The organism is Nostoc sp. C052 (assembly GCF_013393905.1).
In the GTDB taxonomy this organism is placed as follows: Bacteria; Cyanobacteriota; Cyanobacteriia; order Cyanobacteriales; family Nostocaceae; genus Nostoc.
Genome location: NZ_CP040272.1, coordinates 3,295,048 through 3,314,131, shown reverse-complemented (window position 1 = coordinate 3,314,131; position 19,084 = coordinate 3,295,048). Strand labels below are relative to the sequence as shown.

Here is a 19,084-nt window from a genome sequence, read left to right as displayed (position 1 = left end):
GAAAATTTAGATTATCGGATGCATCTGTTATAGTTTTTTACATTCATAGCGAATTTTTTATACATTAATATATTACTTAATTTATGAACAACTTAAAAAAATGGAAGATTTTAAAATCAAAAATGGTCTTAGATCATTACTGGTGTAAGGTAAGACAAGATGAAATAGAATTGCCCAATGGTAAAATTATCGATGATTACTTTGTCAGTATTAAGCCTGACGTTGCAATGGTTTTACCTATCACTAGTGATAGAGAAATCATTTTTGTCCGGCAATATAGACACGCCATCGGTGAATTTTTCTTAGAACTGCCAGCAGGGAATTTCGATCCCACAAAAGAGAGTGCAGAAATAGCAGCCATTAGAGAATTTACAGAAGAAACTGGTTACACTCCCCAAGAATTTAGAAAAATTGGAACTTTATACGATAAGCCGAGTAAAGATACTAATCAAATACATTTATTTTTAGCAGAAAATGTGAGTAAAGTTGGAGAGCAACAACTAGATATTACAGAAGAAATTGAAGTTGTCTTTATTCCTATAGAATCAGTTTTAGATAAAATCATTCAGGGAGAAATTTCTGTTGCCGGAACTGTAGCTGCTCTATTCTTAGGCTTGAAGTTTATCAGCTATTAATAAATATAGTTTCTTGATGTATTTAAATAACAATATTTGAGGTGAATTGCATCCTGAAGTTCTGACATAAAGTTTTTTGTTTTTATCGAGAGAGTGATGTCTATAAAAACCATAATATCAATGACACATTCAAGCTGACAGGTATTTAAGTTTAATTTGTTATTTTTCGTTTTTTATCTTGCCCATTGCTGCAAGATGTAAGCATAAAAAGCCTCTTTATCTACCCGATCCATTGCATAAATTTTTCGACCACCAGAAACTACTTTAGTACGTCCCTGACTAAGACCAGTGGTAATAATTTCTGTTTCCCATTCGCGCAATTGATAATATTCTGGGTGTCCCAGATAAGCTGTTGCCAACACATCCCAGAAATAATAATCTTGAGGGATAACTAGCGCATAACATTGTCCAGCTAAATCAGAGATGGGATAGTGGCGTTGTCGCCCCATTTTGTATACTAACTCCGATGTGACTGGGACATTGTTAGTTAAATCCAAAGGACACATAATAATTTCAATTTGGGTTTGCCATACGCGCGCGGCTGAAACTGCATCCCAATAAACATTCCATTCGGCAGAACCATCTTGTCCTGCTTCCAGACTTTTTTCTACATTACCACCAACATTTAACGCACCCCCCATCCACACAATTTTGTGAATCTTGGCTTCAATGTCTGCTGCTTTGTCTAAAGCTACTGCAACCGTCGTTAACGGCCCAGTTACCATCAACGTTACGGGGTCTGATGCGTCACGTAACACCTGTATCATGAAATCTTGACCTGTTTCGGCAACCAGAGGCGTAGTAATGGTTTCGCTTTGATTGAGAATCGGGAGATGATCGACAATAAACGAATCACGGCGATAGAGAGTAGGAAACGGATTGATACCGCGCACTGTACTTTCTGCTACCGGGATATGAGAAAATCCCATCAAATCTATAATTTTACGTGTGGCGCTAACAGCCGGTTGAACGTAGCAATCTGCTGGAGTGACGACAACACCAAGAAGTTCTATATGATCCATCGTCAATAGCAGCATAGTTGCTAGATAATCATCTACACCGCCATCATGATCCATTAATACAAGTTGTTTTGTCATAAAAGGAGAATTATATGGATGAGTTTATGGAAGCTGCTATTCAAGAAGCAAAACAAGGCAGACAAGAAGGTGGAATTCCTATTGGTTCGGTTCTCGTTAAAGATGGCAAAATTCTCGGTAGAGGACACAATAAACGTGTGCAAGATGCCGATCCTGTTACCCACGCCGAAATCGATTGTCTCCGCAATGCTGGAAGAGTTGGCAGCTATAGAGGGACAACACTCTATTCAACTTTAATGCCATGTTACCTGTGCGCTGGGGCAGTAGTACAATTTGGCATTCAAAAAGTCATCGCTGGAGAATCCAAAACTTTTCCTGGTGCTAAAGAATTTATGGTATCTCATGGTGTGGAAGTAATTGATCTTAATCTTGACGAATGCGAACAAATTATGAATGAGTTTATTGAAACTAACCCTGAACTTTGGAATGAAGATATTGGTAAATAGGGATTGGGGATTGGGGATTGTGTATGGATCAATAGTTCTTCTCCCTCATCTTCCCTACTTCCCTACTCCCCTTTCCTTAAGAAATGCATCAAATGTAAACCTATCTGGTAGCGAAGTTTGTGCGCCTGGTTTTGTCGCCGCTAAAGCACCTGCGGCTGCACCCCAAATAACTGCCTGATGTAAAGAAAGTCCTTCAAAAAGTGCCGCCGCTAAACCGCCATTGAAAGCATCACCTGCGGCTACTGTGTCTACTGCATGAATTGAAAACGCAGGTACAAAAAACTTTTCTTCAGCAGTGGCACAAAAAACACCTTTAGAACCCAGTTTGACGATCGCACATTTCACACCCCGTTCCAACAAAACCGCAGCTGCTTTGGCTGCTTGTTCCTCTCCATCCACAGGAAAACCCACCAACTGCGCTGCTTCAACTTCATTCGGTGTGATAATGTCTACCAACGGATACAGTTCATCTGGTAAATTAGATTGTGCGGGTGCTGGGTCAAAAATTACTTTTATGTTTGCACCTTTTGCAGCTTTAGCAGCAGCAACTACGGCATTAATCGGAATTTCTAGTTGTAAAAGTATTGCTGTAGCTCTTGGTAAAAGGTGGGATAATCGCTCTACATCTTCTTGATTGACACGCCCATTTGCACCAGGAATAACGACGATTTGATTTTCACCAGTATGACTCACGGTGATGATTGCGACTCCAGAACTAACAGTTTTGTCCACAAAAATGTTATCAGTCTGCACACTAGCTGCTTGCAAATTGTTAACAAGTTCCGTACCAAAATCATCTGCACCTACACGCCCCACTATCTGAGTAAGAATGCCCAATTTTGCTAATGCTACGGCTTGATTGGCTCCCTTACCTCCCGAAACTTTAAAAAAATCTTCTCCTAGCAACGTTTCTCCTGCGACTGGCAATCGGGGTGTTGTTGCTACCAGGTCTATATTTATACTGCCGAAGACGATAATACTCATAATACTGATTTTTATTGAGCTTAAAGTTATTTCGATTGATATATTATGAGGCGATCGCCTGTTTTGTAGAATATAGCGAGTATAAATCATTCACAAAGACGCGATAAATTGCCGTCTCTACAAGAATCAGTCTTTTGTCTTGACGGCGATTCATCGCGTCTCTTGCTTTAACCGAACAGTATTGGCACAATAGGCGCATCGAGGAGAGCGATCGCTGTCATTTATCCTTGCTCTTTTAATTGTTGGCTATGATGCTTACTCAAATAGAGTTAGTTTTGAAAGGTGTCAATAACTCAATCAAGGGCAAAGATAAATCTGTGACAACAAGATAAAATTTCAAGATTAATGAGATGCTCAATCCACAAAAGCTACCATTTCTAGAATCTATTGGTTGGTAGCTAAAATTAGAGCAGTCAATACAATGACTTAATCCACTCCCATTCCCGTGTCAAACCCTCTCTCAGGGAAACTTGCGGCTGATATCCCAGGAGTTTCTGCGCTTTAGATACATCAGCAGCCGTGTGACGGGCATCTCCTATCGCCTTTTCTATGTGGTTTCTTTTAATTGGTTTCCCGATAATTTCTTCAATCGTATCCAATACTTCTGCTAAAACTACTCTGCTACCACCACCGATATTAAAGATTTCTCCCACGGCTTCGGGTGCGGTGGCGGCTGCTAAATTAGCGGCAATGATATCACTAACAAAGGTAAACTCCCGCGTTTGCTGTCCATCGCCGTAAATAGGAATCGCCTCATCTTGCAAAATGGATTTAAAAAACTTATTAAATGCCATATCTGGGCGCTGTTTAGGGCCATAAACTGTGAAATAACGCAATGCCACACAGGGTACGCCAAAGTTTTTGTGATACACTTCACATAAAAACTCCGCTGCTAGCTTCGTAATGCCGTAAGGAGAAACTGGTTGAGGACAAATTCTCTCATGGGTAGGTAATGTTTCCGCATCACCATATACACTTGATGAAGAAGCAAACACTAACCTTTTCAGTTGTTTAGCATCCTTAGCTGCTTCTAGCAAAACTTGTGTAGCATTAATATTTCGTTCTGTATAACCTCGAAAAGATTTCCCCCAACTTGCTCTAACACCTGCTTGGGCGGCTTGATGGTAAACGACATCAACATCTTTTAGGAGTTGCTGCCAATCTAAAAACTGCATATCTCCTTCAATTAAAGTAAAGCCAGGTGACTGATGTAAGTGTGCAATATTTTTAAACTTTAACATCGGATCGTAGTAATCATTGAATTCATCAATCCCGATCACTTCTTCCCCTTGTTGCAGCAATGTTTCTGCAAGATGAGAGCCAATAAAGCCAGCGGCTCCAGTAATAATAATTTTAGCCATGTTGCTTATTTTTTGATATTTTCATTAATCTGCATATTCACAGGTTAATACTTGTAATCAATGATCGTCATTACCTGAAGATGATTTTTTACTCAATTATTTCAATGCTTAAAAAAATCATCATAAACACTTAAGTTTTATACTTATATTTTAAAATTCTAAGTATATTTATTGAATTATTATTAATAACATTGATTACATCTTTTGCTTAAGTTGACACCAATGCCATCATTTGTCTCAACTTTGCGTGAAAGCAAGTCTAGAACTAGCTTTGAGATTGCCTCGTTCCCAGTCTCCGACTGGGAATGCCCGTCGTTGAGGCTGCCGCCTCAAGACTCGCGGCAGAGCCGCCAGGAGCAGCGTTTCCAGCCGGAGGCTTGAAACGAGGTTTTAAAGGAGTTTTAGCTTAAGTTGACACCAATGCCAGTGCCCCTCGCCCCTACCTCCTCTACCTTTAGTTAACTATTTTGGCTGGAGGCTTAATGGGAATCTCAATCCAGAACTCTGTACCTTTGCCTGGTTCTGAAATGCACTCCATTATTCCCCCATGTTTTTCGACAATAATCTGATAGCTAATTGACAGTCCCAAACCTGTACCCTTGCCCACGGGTTTGGTAGTGTAAAACGGGTCAAAAATTCGCCTTTTCACCTCTTCAGTCATTCCAGGCCCATTATCACTAATACGAATCAACAGACGAGAGTTGTCTACTGAAGCTTTAGTAGAAATCTGAATAGTTGGAATTGGGCATGAGTTATTCTCCTGATCTCCCTCATTGCCATTCCCTGCTTCCCACTGACGACTCGCCACTCCCAAAGCATCTATGGCATTGCTGAAAATATTCATGAATACCTGATTCATTTGACCGGCATAGCATTCTACCCGTGGGATGTTGCCATAGTCTTTGATGATCTCAATGCGTGGAGATCCAGCATTTCCTTTCAGCCGATGTTGCAAAATTAATAAGGTGTTGTCAAGACCTTCATGAATGTCTACGCGCTTGTTTTCAGCCTCATCTAAGCGAGAAAAATTGCGTAACGACAACACTATTGAACGGATGCGATCGCTTCCTACTTGCATTGATGTCAGGATTTTGGGAAGGTCTTCTACCAAAAATTCAAAATCGATCGCTTCGATCGCAGCGCTAATTTCAGGATGGGGATGGGGATAGTGTAGCTGGTAGAGACGTAAAATTTCTAGGAGTTGTTCGGTGTAGTCACTGGCATGGCAGAGATTACCGTAAATAAAGTTAACGGGATTATTGATTTCGTGAGCGATACCTGCTATCAACTGTCCTAAACCAGACATTTTTTCGGTCTGAACCAATCTTGTCTGTGTTTCTTGGAGTTCACGTAGGGTATGCTCTACCTGAACAGCTTGATTTCTGGCTGCAATTTCAGCATCATAGGTTTGTTTGTAGAGTTGTGCTTGTTGAATAGCGATCGCAGCTTGATCTCCTAACTGTTGCAATAAATCAATTTCTGCATCTTGCCAATTTCTGGGAGCTTCACATTCATGGGCAATTAATAAACCCCATAGTTCCATACCTATATTAATCGGAACTATTAAGTTTGCTTGCACTTGCAGACTCTCCAAAAACTCTCGATGACAATCACTTAAAGAAGCTGCTGCAACGTTGTTAATTGCCCGTACCCGGCCTTGAAAGTATAGACGGGTGTAGTCATCAGGAAAGCATTCTGGTGGTGCATTCACTCCCATAACTGACTGCCAATCGCCATTAATTTCTTCTACAATTACCGATTTACTCTTCAGTTCAAAAATCAGCACCCGGTCAGAATTTAGTAGGGGACGGACTTCCCGAACGATACTTTGTAGGGTTGTCTGTAAGTCTAATGTCCGGCGAATATGCTCTGTAACTTGCTTGAGTACTTTGGTAAACAATAATGATTTTTCAAGTTCAGCAGTTTGCTCTTGCACTTGCTGTTCTAGGTTGGCATTCAGGGCTTGTACCTGTTTATAAATTTGCTGTTGCTCAATTGCCATTGAGAAATGCTCGTATAAAGCCTGCGCCAATAAGATGTCTTCTGGCTTCCACTCAGGTGATTGCCCCTTTTTTTCCTCTCGCCAAACATCAAAGGAAACCTGGGGTAATAGTTGTCGCCGATTTTGATCGCATCGTCCCGCCCATAAGATTTCTGTTTCAAATTCAGAGCGAAAAATACTTAATACACCGATAAATTTTTCACGGTAATGTAGAGGAATCACCATGAGTCCGCGAATTTGAGTAGAACGAAACGCTAAAGCCAAAATTCGCAAACGTGGTTCTTTGTATAGGTCGGGGGTTGACCAAATATCACCTTGTTTACAATCAGTCATCCAGTTTTGCCACATAGGATGCTGTTCAAGAATACTATTATCTAATTCGTAAGGGAGTGTTGGTTGGTCGCCCCAAGTATATAGTTCCCCAGTCTGTTGAATGTAAAGTCTGCCACCTATGCCACTAAAGGCAGCAATAACTTCTTCTAGCGCTCCCTGTAATTGGATTGTCGGCAGTTTATGCAATAGTGTGGTAACTCGATTAATAGTAGCTTCTCGCTCTTGCTTGGCGTGGGCTGTGGTGAGTATATTACTTTGAGCGATCGCGATCGTTACCTGGTCAGCAACTTGCTGCAATACTTTCAGTTCCCGCTTCAAAATCTCTCGCGGTTCACTGTGGTGAGATACCAATAATCCCCACAATTTTGCCTTTGCTGATTGTTCTTGTGGATCGCAATGTAAAATTGGCACTACCAATGAAGACTGTACGCCCATTGCCTTTAAGTATTGAATATGGCATGGGTCTACCTGCCGATAGTAGATATTAGTTTGTAGACGTTGACCAGTTTCTTTTGACTGTAGAGGCGATAGCCCAATCTTCTCATTTGCCACATCGACAATTGAGCGTTGCCCAACTAACAAAAACATCTCTCTGGCGGCTTCTGGAATATCATGAACTGGAAAGCGTAACCCCAATAAAGACGGCAGACGTTGCTCATGAATAGATTCAGCAATGACTTCACCACTACCATCAGCACCAAAGCGATATACTTTTACCCGATCTACACCCAAAAATAAACGCACTTCGCTAACAGTAGTGGTTAATATCTCTTGAAGGTCGAGCGATCGCCTAATCTGTTTTGTCATCCGGTGCAGTAAACTTTCTTGGTCTAAACTTTGCTGCAACCCGTTTGATTTATTGCTAAGTGTCATTGCTGATATATACCATGACTTAAGTATAATTTTTTATATAATTGTCCCTGATAATAATTTCTCACTTACAATGCTTTGATTTTAACCATATTTCCAGAAATTTCTCCTACAAATGTATTACTAGAGGCATACACTTATTGTAAATACTTTTGGAAGTGGATCAGAGGATATTTGAAAAGCATCAGATATTTTGCTTGATCCCCGTAGCCCTTCTAAAGTGGATTTAGAGAGATATCAAAACGCTGTATCGTTAAAGACTTTTAAGTATCATCTCAAATCTAAAGTTCAGAAAACTTTAATCATTGACACTTATTAATTTTATATTCTCAACCATTAAACTATTCCAGTAATTTCACTTAAATTAGTGCCTAAATAATTTAGTGAAATTAAAAATATTTTTTGATCATTTTTGCCCATTAATTCAATTAATTAAGATTTTTTCAAACCACTTACTAAATTATTGGTAACTTTTTCAAATATTTTTGACTGGGGAATTTCTATATTCCCCGTTTAATTGCCGATTTTATATTGAATGTGACTATTTTGATTAAATTATTCGTAAATTACCGTTAAAGATAGTAAATTACGAATTTCTTCACGCACACTCATGAGAGTTTTACCGAGATAGTTTTGACCGGCTTGATTAGCACCACAGCCCCAAAAAGAATCGGTTGGGGAGTTTTCCACTAAAATCTCATCACCTGTCTTCAAGAGAACTTCTCTAATATCAGTATGAGTAAGAAACTTTTTGAGTACGGCCTCTCGCATAATTTGAGTTTTGACCAAATTCCAGTCTTGACGGAGTTGGCGAGTGCTACATCTTCCCAAAATAGCAGCTTCTTCTGGGGTGGCAGCGGCATGGATGAGAGGTATAATTGCAGCATCTGTGCTGCCAACAAACTTTTGTGCTTGATAGTAATGCTCAACCGTTGGCCAGTAAGTACCCTCGATGTGGATTCCGTGGGGAGAAAAGTTAGAAAAACAGCCATAGGGCTGCCAAACCTTATAAAAGTAAATGGTCATTTGAAAATTGCTCTTTTATATATTAATTTCAGGGTAACTGAAAGTTTAGAGTTCAAAACCGTTCCTTTGGATGAATAGTTTTAACATTAGGTTAAGAGAATTATTTTACAAAAAAAGGCAGAAGACAGTCCCGATGAAACAAGTTTTACAGCCTTGTATGAAAGAGGGACAAGGGGGACAAGGGGGACAAATAGTAAATGACTCTTTCAAGTCATAGGGCAGGAGGCAGGAGGAAAGAACTATAAATGAAAACTAAAGTTGCAGGATATAAAGCCCAGTTTAAAAGAAGAATTGTATCGAGATGCATAGCACGAGATACAAAGCGTCCTTGCTTCAATCCCACGTTTTCAAACGTAGGTTCCTTCTGCCTCCTGCCTCCTGTCTCCTGAAACAACTTTACACAATTCCTGAAATCGGCTAACTTCTGATATTTTTTTCTTGTAGAAAAATAACCACCTACTGTACTATTTTTTTGGGTGAAGTAGCAAATTATATTTTGGACGGGTGAGATGAGAATCTTGCTAATCGAAGATGAAGAGGTTTTAGCAAGTGTCTTGTTGAAGTCGCTTACTAAACAACACTATGTTGTTGATGTAGTACAAGACGGACAAATGGGTTGGGAATACACGCAAAGTACTAACTATGACTTGCTCCTAATAGATGTCGGACTTCCGAAACTGGACGGTATTTCATTGTGTCAGCGATTGCGTTCTAGTGGTTGTTTCACTCCCATTTTGCTGATGACAGCGAAAGATGGTAATAGAGAGCGGATTCAGGGACTCGATGCAGGTGCGGACGATTATCTGATCAAACCTTTAGATTTGGAAGAACTGCAAGCACGGATACGGGCGCTAATCCGTCGGGGCGATCGCCCCCGTACCCCAATACTGGAAGTAGGCGCACTACGACTAGACCCCAGTAGTTGCGAGGTTAAATATAACAACAAACTGCTAGAATTAACAGCCAAAGAATACAGCTTACTAGAACTATTTCTACGGAATCCATCGCGGGTTTTTAGTCGGGGGGATATCATTGAACACCTGTGGACTTTTGACGATCCACCCCAAGAAGAGACTGTAAAATCACACATTAAATACTTACGGCAAAAGTTGAAAGCGGCTGGAGCAGTAGACTGGATTGAAAATGTTTATGGTTTGGGGTATCGGTTGAATCCTGGAAGAGGAGAGGGAGCAGGGCGCAGGGAGCAGGGGGAAAAAGAAAAATCTCAAATCCCTAGTCGTGATGTTGAACAGCAGTTTCAGCAAGCAATGGGGGGCTTGTGGCAGCAATATCAGGGGTTGATGGTGCAGCGGTTGACGGTATTGCAAGAATTAGCGGCAGCATTATCTCGTAAAACGCTGACTAAAGAATTACGCCAATCGGCAGAACGAGAGGCGCACAAACTAGCTGGTGTCTTGGGAATGTTTGAGCAAGACAATGGCACTCAAATAGCGCGGAAAATTGAACAGATTTTAGGTAAAGATGGTGATTTTGCCGCAGGTGAAAAGCGGCAATTGCTGTCATTGATTGAAGATTTGGGTAGCTTAATCAATTTGATGGGGCAAAATGCAGATAATCAGATTTCAGGTGCGATCGCATCCGAAATTAGTACCCGATTGATATTAATTGACCCCAATCCACAACTAGGTGATCAGCTGCAACAACTGGTTGAGGGCTGGCAGCAAATCTCCAACTTAGAGGAGGCAAAAAACTTTCTACAAACCACATCACCTGATTTAGTAGTCTTAAATGTCGATGATGCCGGGTGGCGCAAAGAAAGCTTGGCATTACTTTCGGACTTAGCAACACGTACCCCACCCGTACCTGTTCTCGTGCTGGCTGCCACTGATGAGTTAGTAGAACGGGTAACATTAGCTCAATACGGGGCGCGGGGTTTTTTGGTTAAGCCTGTAACAGCTGCTCAGGTTTGGGATGTTTCATCTCAACTATTACAACGGACTCGTTCTTTACGGGTAAATATACTAGTAGTAGATGACGACCCGCTAATTTTAGCAACACTGCGCCCAATGTTAGAACCTTGGGGTATACGAATGACCGGATTAGAGAATCCGCTACGTTTTTGGGAAGTACTGCAATCTACTACACCAGATTTGTTGATTTTGGATGTAGAAATGCCTCATATAACTGGTATTGAACTTTGCCGAGCAGTTCGTACCGATCCCCGATGGCAAGAATTACCAATTGTGTTTCTGACTGCTCACCGAGAGATGGAAACTGTGCAGCAAGTGTTTGCTGTGGGAGCCGATGATTATGTGGTTAAACCTGTTGTTGGGGCAGAATTGTTGGCGCGCATTACCCATCGCTTAGAACGCAGCCGTTTACTACAGTCCCTTTCTAGCAAAGATTCTTTAACCGGATTAGCAAATCAGTTTCAGTCTAACCGCGACTTACAGCATCTAATTGCTCAAGCCGAGACAAATCAGCAATCTGTTTGCTTGGCGATCTTAAGCGTGACTGATTTTCGGCAAATTAATATTAAATATGGTCATCAGGCTGGCAACCAGGTATTACAAAGATGGAGTCGTTTATTTCAACTGGGATTTTGCAGTGGTGAAGTGCTGGGTTATTGGGGTAATGGTGAATTTGTTATGGGAGTTTCTGGGTTAACCAAAATAGAAATCAGCGATCGCCTTAACGACATTTTAACTACCCTCCGCCAGCAGATATTTACAGCCTTCGATGGCGATCGCTTTCAGGTAATATGTAATTTTGCTGTAGTTGAATACCCCAGTGATGGACTAACGATCCAATCACTATACCAAGTTGCCGCTGGGCATAATTTTTAATCGTTAGGGAACTCCAAGAAATAAATTATCCAATATTGTGGGGTGGGCATCTTGCCCGCCCCACAATATGGCTCTCGTGTCGCCCACACCACAAGAGTTAATTGAATATTTTTTTATTTGGAAGTCCCTTATCGTAATGTCTTGGCAATCTCCTGGGCTTTATTAGACCTCTTGCAAAAGTGCCTTTTGCAAGAGGTGGGGAAAGGGGGAAAGGTTAAAGGGGAATGTTAATTCTATCCCTTTTCCCTTTAACCCTTACCCTTTACCCGACTTATGCAAGAAGTCTATTGTGTGAGTCAGTAGTTTTTCTAATTTCAGAGATTGAGCCTTTACCGTAACAGGAGGATTTTATGGTGCAAGCATCTATTCTGCCGAATTTGGGGGCAATTGATCCGAGCCTAATTTTGCTCGATGAAAAGCTGCCTGGTGGTGCCTATTGGCATTCCGTAATCAAACGGGGAAACACCCTGCGGGTGACTGATTTAGAAGGTTCTCAAGGGGTTTCGATAATTTGCTATAACGCGGATAGCCCTATTGAGCGTCTGAACGTGGCAGATACCGCCAAGATTCAATTTAACGCCTTCCTCAAAAAAGGTATGGTAATTTACTCTGATATGGGGCGTATTCTCTTCTCAATCACCGAGGATACCTCTGGCCATCACGATTTAATTTGTGGTTGCAGCAATGCTGCTAGCAATGCTGCCAAATATGGCGAAGGAACTTACAACAAATATGGCGAAAGCGATTACAACAATTCCCGCAACAATTTTCTCAAAGCGTTGGGCAAGCGTGGTTTAACTCGTAAAGATTTAATGCCTAACCTGAATTTATTTAGCCGAGTCGCAGTGCATCCAAATGGAGATTTGGAATATGTCACAGACTATGAAAAACCGGGCAGCTTTATTGATTTGCGGGCGGAAATGAATGTATTGGTGATTATTTCCAACTGTCCCCATGTATTGCACCCCGATACAGTATACAAGCCGAAGCCAATTCAGCTTACCGTTTGGAAATCTTCTGCACCAGCACCGGACGATTTATGTCGCACTGCCAATGAAGAAGTGATTCGTGGTTTCATTAACACTGATGCATTATTTGCTCAGGAGTAGTTTGAGGTTATCCAATTTTGGATTTGGGATTTGAGATTTTGGATTGGGAATTGCTTTTTGATTTTGTGAATGGATCTGTCGAATTATTTTCTGAAATTGGTGTTAGTTTTTGTTGGCAATCTCTGTTTCTTGGTATTTGAAAATAGAAAAGGAGTCTCCTTATGGTCGCAACATTACCCATTGAACTCGATCCAGCAACAGCAATTTACGATCAAGAGTTGGCTGCCCGTCAACCCTGGTCTAGGATCGTCAAAAAAGGGCAAATTTTGCGGATTATCGATCTACTAGGCAATCAAGCCGTTGATACATTGTTTTACAACGCTGATGATAGTTCAGAGCGTTATAGCGCTCCCGATACAATTGTCCGTCAAGGCAACATTTTCATTACTACAGGCACTCAGTTGATTTCCAACGAAGGAAACGTGATGATGACCGTCATCCACGATCAGTGTGGCAAACACGATACGCTGGGTGGGGCGTGTAGTATGGAAAGCAACTCAGTTCGCTATGGGTTGCACAAGAAACATCTGCACGCTTGTGTGGAGAATTATTTGCTGGAACTGAGCAAATATGAAATGAACAAACGCGATCTCGTCAGCAATGTGAACTTCTATATGAATGTTCCTGTCAGCGAAGACGGTACATTGGAAATTGTCGATGGCATTTCAGAAGCCGGCAAGATTATTGACTTGCGGGCGGAGATGGATGTAATGGTGTTGATTTCTAATTGCCCGCAAATCAACAATCCATGTAATGCTTACAATCCTACGCCAGTCCGGTTGATTGTTTGGGATGCCGCTTGATACTCTGATGAATCATTACAAAGACGCGATAAATTGTCACAAAGACGCGATAAATCGCCGTCTCTACAAAAGACTGATTATTGTAGAGACGGCGATTCATCGCGTCTCTTGCCTTAACCGAACATGAAACGGCACCTCTGAACTCGGAAGTTGAGCCTCTGAACTCGGAAGTTGCACCTTTGAACTCGGAAGTTGAGCCTTTGAACTCGGAAGTTGAGCCTCTGAACTCGGAAGTTGAGCCTTTGAACTCGGAAGTTGAGCCTCCGAACTCGGAAGTTGAGCCTCTGAACTCGGAAGTTGAGCCTTTGAACTCGGAAGTTGAGCCTCTGAACTCGGAAGTTGAGCCTCTGAACTCGGAAGTTGCACCTTTGAACTCGGAAGTTGCACCTTTGAACTTGAAAGTTGCACCTTTGAACTCGAAATTTTCAAAATTCTAAAAGAACAAGGGTGAATGCTAGAGACTATTTCTGCAACAATGGAATTTTCCCTGTTCTTGTTGGTTGCTGGTTCAGTTCTTGATTGATTTAGCGCTAATGTTCAACAAAGTTTTGATTGCTAATCGGGGTGAAATTGCTTGCCGGATTATTCGCACCCTCGATCGCCTCGGTATTGCCTCGGTTGCAGTCTACTCCCAAGCCGATGCCCATTCTGCACATGTTGTAGCCGCAGGGGAAGCTGTCTGTGTTGGCGGTGATGCCGCCGCGCAAAGTTATCTTCGGACTGAGGCGATTTTGGCAGCAGCACAAGCGACTGGTGCTGAGGCGATTCATCCCGGCTATGGGTTTTTGAGCGAGAACGTGGGATTTGCCGAAGCTTGTGCAGCAGCAGGGATTGTATTTATCGGCCCCACACCAGAACAACTGCGGCGATTTGGACTCAAACATGAAGCAAGAGCGATCGCTCAAGCCGTAGGAGTGCCACTTCTCCCCGGTAGTTTGTTGTTAGAGAATTTGCCGCAAGTCAAACAGGCAGCAGCAGAAATTGGCTATCCTGTGATGATCAAAAGTACGGCAGGGGGTGGCGGCATTGGAATGCAGTTGTGCCGGAGTGAAGATACAATAGCTGACTTGTTGGAAAATGTGCAACGGTTAAGTCGCAATAACTTTAGCCAGAGTGGAGTCTTTTTAGAAAAATACATCGAACGGGCGCGACACATTGAAGTGCAAATCTTTGGTGATGGTAAAGGGAATGTCGTCGCCATTGGTGAACGCGATTGTTCAACGCAACGGCGCAATCAAAAAGTGATTGAAGAAGCCCCAGCACCAAATATTAATGATGCTCTCCGACAGCGTTTGTATGATTCTGCGGTGAAATTGGGTGAGGGAATTCGCTATCAATCTGCTGGTACGGTTGAGTTTATCTATGATGTGGATAGCCAACAGTTTTACTTCTTAGAGGTGAATACCCGCTTACAAGTGGAACATGGGGTAACAGAAGCGATTACAGGTGTGGATTTAGTAGAGTGGATGGTGCGTCAGGCGGCGGGTGAGTCGCTGGGGTTGTCATCCTACCAATATCAACCGCAAGGACATGCGATTCAGGTGCGGGTTTATGCTGAAGATCCGCATAAAAATTTTCAGCCGAGTTCGGGTGAGTTAACTCAAGTGCAGTTTGCTGCTGGCATTCGCTGCGATACTTGGATTGAAACGGGTACAAAAGTATCACCCTTTTACGATCCATTGTTGGCAAAGATAATTGTGCAGGGAGAATCAAGAGAAGATGCGATCGCAATTCTCCAAACTGCCCTTGCTCAATCTCGCATTGATGGCATTGAAACTAACCTGGAATATTTACGCCAAATTATTGCCGATTCGACATTTATTCAAGGCGATATCACCACAAAATTTACCAATAGCTTTACCTACCGCCCGAATACAATTGATGTCCTAGTTCCAGGTACAATGACCACCATTCAAGATTATCCGGGACGGGTGGGCTATTGGAATATTGGTGTGCCGCCCTCTGGGCCAATGGATTCTTTAGCATTTCGGTTGGGCAACCGGATTTTAGGTAATTTAGAATCAGCAGCCGGGTTGGAATGTACCCTATCTGGCCCCGCTTTGCGCTTCAATTGCGATACCGTAATTTGTCTCACGGGAGCGCCGATGAAAGCTACCTTAGATAAACAACCGATTCCCTATTGGACGGCAGTTTCGGTAAAAGCTGGGAGTACCCTACGCTTGGGTAACATTCAGGGCAATGGTTTCCGCACCTATATTAGTGTGCAAGGTGGGTTTGATATACCCGATTATTTGGGTAGTAAAGCAACCTTTACCCTGGGAGGGTTTGGTGGACATGGCGGTAGAGCTTTACAGGTGGGCGATGTCCTGAAATTGTATCCCTTTGCGTCCCAAGAACCGCAACCCATTTCTCCCGAATTGATTCCTACCTACTCAAATCATTGGGAAATTGGCGTTTTATATGGCCCTCACGGTGCGCCGGATTTCTTCACGGATGAAGACATCGAGATATTTTTCAGTACTCATTGGGAAGTGCATTACAACTCGGCGCGAACCGGAATTCGGTTGATTGGGCCAAAACCAACCTGGGCGCGACAAGATGGCGGTGAAGCGGGTTTACACCCTTCTAATATTCACGATAATGCTTATGCAGTTGGTACAGTCGATTTCACCGGAGATATGCCGATTATCCTGGGTTTAGATGGGCCGAGTTTAGGCGGTTTTGTCTGTCCTGCTGCGATCGCCCAAGCACAACTCTGGAAAATTGGGCAACTCAAACCAGGGAATACAATTCAATTCCATCGTCTCACTTTTGACCAAGCATTGTCCGAAGAATTACAGTTGGATCGGCAAATCCAATTAGGGGCTGTGGATTCAGATCCCAACCAAATCCTAAAAGAATTTCCGGCCCAATCCCCAATTGTGGCAGAAATTCCCGCAACTGATGAGCAAATTGCCGTCATCTACCGTCAAGCTAGTGATAAATATTTGCTGATTGAATACGGAGATTTAGTATTAGATTTGAAATTGCGTTTCCGGGTGCATGAGTTAATGGTTTATCTGCAAACCAACCCGATTCATGGAATTTTGGAATTAACGCCGGGAATGCGATCGCTACAAGTTCACTACGATAGCCGCGTCATTTCCCAATCAAATTTAGTTGCCGCCTTACAAAATATCGAATCTCATCTCCCGGATATTTCTAACCTAGAAGTGCCAACCCGGATTGTACATCTACCGCTATCCTGGGATGATGAATCGACTCAACTAGCGATTCAAAAATATATGCAGTCGGTGCGAAAAGATGCACCCTGGTGTCCTAGCAATATTGAATTTATTCGGCGGATTAATGGACTGGGAAGCATTGCAGAAGTTAAAGAAATCGTCTTTAATGCCAGTTACTTGGTGATGGGCTTAGGTGATGTTTATCTCGGTGCGCCTGTAGCAGTACCCCTCGATCCGCGTCATCGCCTCGTCACCACAAAATACAATCCCGCCCGTACCTGGACTCCTGAAAATGCAGTTGGCATCGGTGGTGCTTATCTCTGCGTTTATGGAATGGAGGGGCCAGGCGGCTATCAGTTTGTCGGCCGCACTGTGCAAATGTGGAATCGCTACAAACAAACGGCCGATTTTCAAGATGGTAAACCCTGGCTGTTGCGATTCTTCGATCAAATTCGGTTTTATCCAGTTTCTCATGACGAGCTAATGCGCCATCGAGAGGATTTTATTGAAGGTAAGTTTAAACTCAAGGTAGAAAAAACCACATTTAAATTCCGCGACTATCAAGAGTTTTTGCAAGAAATTGCCCCAGATGCGGCGATATTCCAAACCCGCCAGCGCATTGCCTTTCGAGAAGAACGCGATCGCCACACAGCCACAGCCCTAGATGAAAGCACAGTTGTTACAGCCGATCTCCCACCCGAAACTGTAACGATTATTCCCGATGGTTGCTACGCCCTGAGTGCCCCAACAATGGCCAACGTCTGGCAGGTGTTGATTAAAGCAGGCGATCACATTACGGAAGATACGGGTGTGATTATTTTGGAAGCAATGAAACAGGAAATGACTCTGTTACCGGACGATCCGGGAACGGTGGTAGAAGTCCTCTGCGAACCAGGGCAACTTGTCACCGCCGGACAGATATTAGCGATCGTCCGAGGGGAAATATGATCACAGATTCCATCAGCCTGGACATTGCAACGCTGCTTACAGCTTATCGAACAGCTCAATTACAACCAACGGATGTCATTGATTCAGTTTATCGCCGGATTGCTGCACGGGGAAACGATGCCGTCTGGATTCATTTATTACCACAAGCACAGGCGATCGCTCAAGCTGAATCCCTCGCTGGCAGAAATCTTGATGATTTGCCTCTCTACGGCATCCCTTTCGCTGTCAAAGATAACATCGATGTGGCAAAAATCCCTACGACTGCTGGCTGTCCAGCTTACAGCTACATCCCCGAAAAAACGGCAACGGTAGTCGCTCGCTTGCTTCAAGCCGGGGCAATTTTAATCGGCAAAACCAATCTCGATCAGTTTGCCACGGGATTAGTCGGGGTGCGATCGCCTTATGGAGCCTGTAGCAGTGTTTTCCATGACGATTATATTTCCGGTGGCTCTAGTTCTGGTTCTGCCGTGGCAGTTGCGGCGGGGCTGGTGAGCTTTTCACTCGGAACTGATACAGCCGGTTCTGGTAGAGTTCCAGCGGCATTTAACAACATTGTCGGACTCAAACCTACCAGAGGTGTATTAAGTACTTCCGGTGTCGTGCCTGCCTGTCGTTCGCTTGATTGTGTTTCCATTTTTACGTTGAATTGCCAAGATGCTGAAATCCTTTGGCAAGTTGCCAGAAGCTTTGATCTCTGCGATATTTATTCCCGCCAAGTTCCAGGAGAAACCACAGCAATTCCATCATCCTTTTCCTTTGGAGTACCCAAGGCGGATCAATTGCAGTTCTTTGGTGATGCCGCCGCCGCAGATTTGTATCAGCAAGGATTACAGCAGTTAAAGGCCATCGGCGGGAATCTTGTGGAAATTGATTTTCAGCCCTTCCAGCAAGCTGCTAATTTGCTCTACTCTGGTGCTTGGGTGGCAGAACGACTTGCCGCTATTCAATCGTTCTTTGAAACTGAAGCTGATGCTATTCATCCCGTTGTCCGCCAAATCATTAGCAATGGTTTACGCTACACAGCAGTAGATACTTTCAAGGGTTTTTACGCTCTAGAAGCCCTCAAGCAGGAAGCTTCACAACAGTGGGAAAAAGTCAATATTTTGGCATTGCCTACCACCGGCACTATCTACACCAAAGCGGAAGTAGAAAATGACCCCATCGCCCTCAACACCAACCTGGGTTACTACACCAATTTTGTCAACTTGATGGACTTGTGTGCGATCGCTCTTCCCTCTGGCTTCCGTGCCAATGGTTTACCCACTGGTATAACTTTAATCGGGCAAAGGTTTCAAGACATGGCACTATGTCAATTGGGTACTCGCTATCAGCAACAGATGGGCGTTACTTATGGTAAAACAAGTCCTGTGAGGATTTCTGCATGACCGAAAACGAAAATGATACAGAGTAACTAAATTTATTTATGGGGATCATTAATTTTTAATTTTTAGTTTTTAATTTTTAATTCGGAGCAAAGC

At 42.9% G+C, this 19,084-nt stretch carries 14 protein-coding genes; 8 read left to right on the top strand and 6 right to left on the bottom strand.

Annotated features, from left to right (window positions below; genetic code table 11):
* The first annotated feature begins 83 nt into the window (after positions 1-83).
* Positions 84-635, top strand: coding sequence for an NUDIX hydrolase (locus FD723_RS13320; RefSeq protein ID WP_179065756.1), 552 nt, complete (start codon positions 84-86; stop codon positions 633-635).
* Between the two features lie 173 nt (positions 636-808).
* On the opposite strand, the gene FD723_RS13315 is transcribed toward FD723_RS13320, so the two are convergent.
* Entirely contained in the window at positions 809-1,732 is a 924-nt protein-coding gene (locus FD723_RS13315; protein WP_179065755.1) for a nucleoside hydrolase, read from the bottom strand.
* Positions 1,733-1,746: 14 nt separating this feature from the next.
* Here FD723_RS13315 and FD723_RS13310 point away from each other — a divergent pair, with 14 nt between their 5' ends.
* Entirely contained in the window at positions 1,747-2,178 is a 432-nt protein-coding gene (locus tag FD723_RS13310) for a nucleoside deaminase (protein WP_179065754.1), read from the top strand.
* Between the two features lie 54 nt (positions 2,179-2,232).
* On the opposite strand, the gene rbsK is transcribed toward FD723_RS13310, so the two are convergent.
* From rbsK to FD723_RS13290, 4 genes are all read right to left on the bottom strand, one after another.
* Complete coding sequence (gene rbsK, locus FD723_RS13305; RefSeq protein WP_179065753.1) at positions 2,233-3,162, bottom strand: ribokinase; 930 nt, start codon at positions 3,160-3,162, stop codon at positions 2,233-2,235.
* Between the two features lie 413 nt (positions 3,163-3,575).
* On the bottom strand, positions 3,576-4,523 hold the full coding sequence (locus tag FD723_RS13300; protein WP_179065752.1) for an NAD-dependent epimerase/dehydratase family protein: 948 nt from the start codon (positions 4,521-4,523) through the stop codon (positions 3,576-3,578).
* 454 nt (positions 4,524-4,977) lie between these two features.
* A complete protein-coding gene (locus FD723_RS13295) occupies positions 4,978-7,731 on the bottom strand; it encodes a GAF domain-containing protein (RefSeq protein ID WP_179065751.1) in 2,754 nt (917 codons plus the stop codon).
* Positions 7,732-8,283: 552 nt separating this feature from the next.
* On the bottom strand, positions 8,284-8,754 hold the full coding sequence (locus tag FD723_RS13290) for an NADAR family protein (protein WP_179065750.1): 471 nt from the start codon (positions 8,752-8,754) through the stop codon (positions 8,284-8,286).
* A 509-nt stretch (positions 8,755-9,263) separates the two neighbouring features.
* Here FD723_RS13290 and FD723_RS13285 point away from each other — a divergent pair.
* The 3 genes from FD723_RS13285 (at position 9,264) to FD723_RS13275 (ending at position 13,473) form a co-directional block, all read left to right on the top strand.
* Complete coding sequence (locus FD723_RS13285; RefSeq protein ID WP_179065749.1) at positions 9,264-11,561, top strand: response regulator; 2,298 nt, start codon at positions 9,264-9,266, stop codon at positions 11,559-11,561.
* A gap of 350 nt (positions 11,562-11,911) precedes the next feature.
* A complete protein-coding gene (locus FD723_RS13280; protein WP_179065748.1) occupies positions 11,912-12,670 on the top strand; it encodes an urea amidolyase associated protein UAAP1 in 759 nt (252 codons plus the stop codon).
* A gap of 161 nt (positions 12,671-12,831) precedes the next feature.
* A complete protein-coding gene (locus tag FD723_RS13275) occupies positions 12,832-13,473 on the top strand; it encodes an urea amidolyase associated protein UAAP2 (protein ID WP_179065747.1) in 642 nt (213 codons plus the stop codon).
* Here FD723_RS13275 and FD723_RS13270 read toward each other — a convergent pair.
* Entirely contained in the window at positions 13,436-13,573 is a 138-nt protein-coding gene (locus FD723_RS13270) for a hypothetical protein (RefSeq protein ID WP_179065746.1), read from the bottom strand. The two genes, FD723_RS13275 and FD723_RS13270, sit on opposite strands and share 38 nt — an antisense overlap.
* A 79-nt stretch (positions 13,574-13,652) precedes the next feature.
* Here FD723_RS13270 and FD723_RS13265 point away from each other — a divergent pair, with 79 nt between their 5' ends.
* The 3 genes from FD723_RS13265 (at position 13,653) to atzF (ending at position 18,991) form a co-directional block, all read left to right on the top strand.
* Positions 13,653-13,910, top strand: coding sequence for a hypothetical protein (locus FD723_RS13265; RefSeq protein ID WP_179065745.1), 258 nt, complete (start codon positions 13,653-13,655; stop codon positions 13,908-13,910).
* A 96-nt stretch (positions 13,911-14,006) separates the two neighbouring features.
* A complete protein-coding gene (uca, locus tag FD723_RS13260) occupies positions 14,007-17,606 on the top strand; it encodes an urea carboxylase (RefSeq protein WP_179065744.1) in 3,600 nt (1,199 codons plus the stop codon).
* Complete coding sequence (atzF, locus tag FD723_RS13255; RefSeq protein ID WP_179065743.1) at positions 17,603-18,991, top strand: allophanate hydrolase; 1,389 nt, start codon at positions 17,603-17,605, stop codon at positions 18,989-18,991. Before uca ends, atzF begins: the two co-directional genes overlap by 4 nt.
* Positions 18,992-19,084 lie beyond the last annotated feature (93 nt).

Excerpts from the sequence above, each read along its gene's own strand:
- FD723_RS13275 (WP_179065747.1), top strand. The coding sequence starts at position 12,832 with ATGGTCGCAACATTACCCATTGAACTCGATCCAGCAACAGCAATTTAC.
- FD723_RS13300 (WP_179065752.1), bottom strand. The coding sequence starts at position 4,523 with ATGGCTAAAATTATTATTACTGGAGCCGCTGGCTTTATTGGCTCTCAT.
- FD723_RS13310 (WP_179065754.1), top strand. The coding sequence starts at position 1,747 with ATGGATGAGTTTATGGAAGCTGCTATTCAAGAAGCAAAACAAGGCAGA.
- FD723_RS13270 (WP_179065746.1), bottom strand. The coding sequence starts at position 13,573 with ATGAATCGCCGTCTCTACAATAATCAGTCTTTTGTAGAGACGGCGATT.
- FD723_RS13290 (WP_179065750.1), bottom strand. The coding sequence starts at position 8,754 with ATGACCATTTACTTTTATAAGGTTTGGCAGCCCTATGGCTGTTTTTCT.
- FD723_RS13320 (WP_179065756.1), top strand. The coding sequence starts at position 84 with ATGAACAACTTAAAAAAATGGAAGATTTTAAAATCAAAAATGGTCTTA.
- FD723_RS13285 (WP_179065749.1), top strand. The coding sequence starts at position 9,264 with ATGAGAATCTTGCTAATCGAAGATGAAGAGGTTTTAGCAAGTGTCTTG.
- FD723_RS13280 (WP_179065748.1), top strand. The coding sequence starts at position 11,912 with ATGGTGCAAGCATCTATTCTGCCGAATTTGGGGGCAATTGATCCGAGC.
- FD723_RS13295 (WP_179065751.1), bottom strand. The coding sequence starts at position 7,731 with ATGACACTTAGCAATAAATCAAACGGGTTGCAGCAAAGTTTAGACCAA.
- FD723_RS13315 (WP_179065755.1), bottom strand. The coding sequence starts at position 1,732 with ATGACAAAACAACTTGTATTAATGGATCATGATGGCGGTGTAGATGAT.
- uca (WP_179065744.1), top strand. The coding sequence starts at position 14,007 with ATGTTCAACAAAGTTTTGATTGCTAATCGGGGTGAAATTGCTTGCCGG.
- rbsK (WP_179065753.1), bottom strand. The coding sequence starts at position 3,162 with ATGAGTATTATCGTCTTCGGCAGTATAAATATAGACCTGGTAGCAACA.
- atzF (WP_179065743.1), top strand. The coding sequence starts at position 17,603 with ATGATCACAGATTCCATCAGCCTGGACATTGCAACGCTGCTTACAGCT.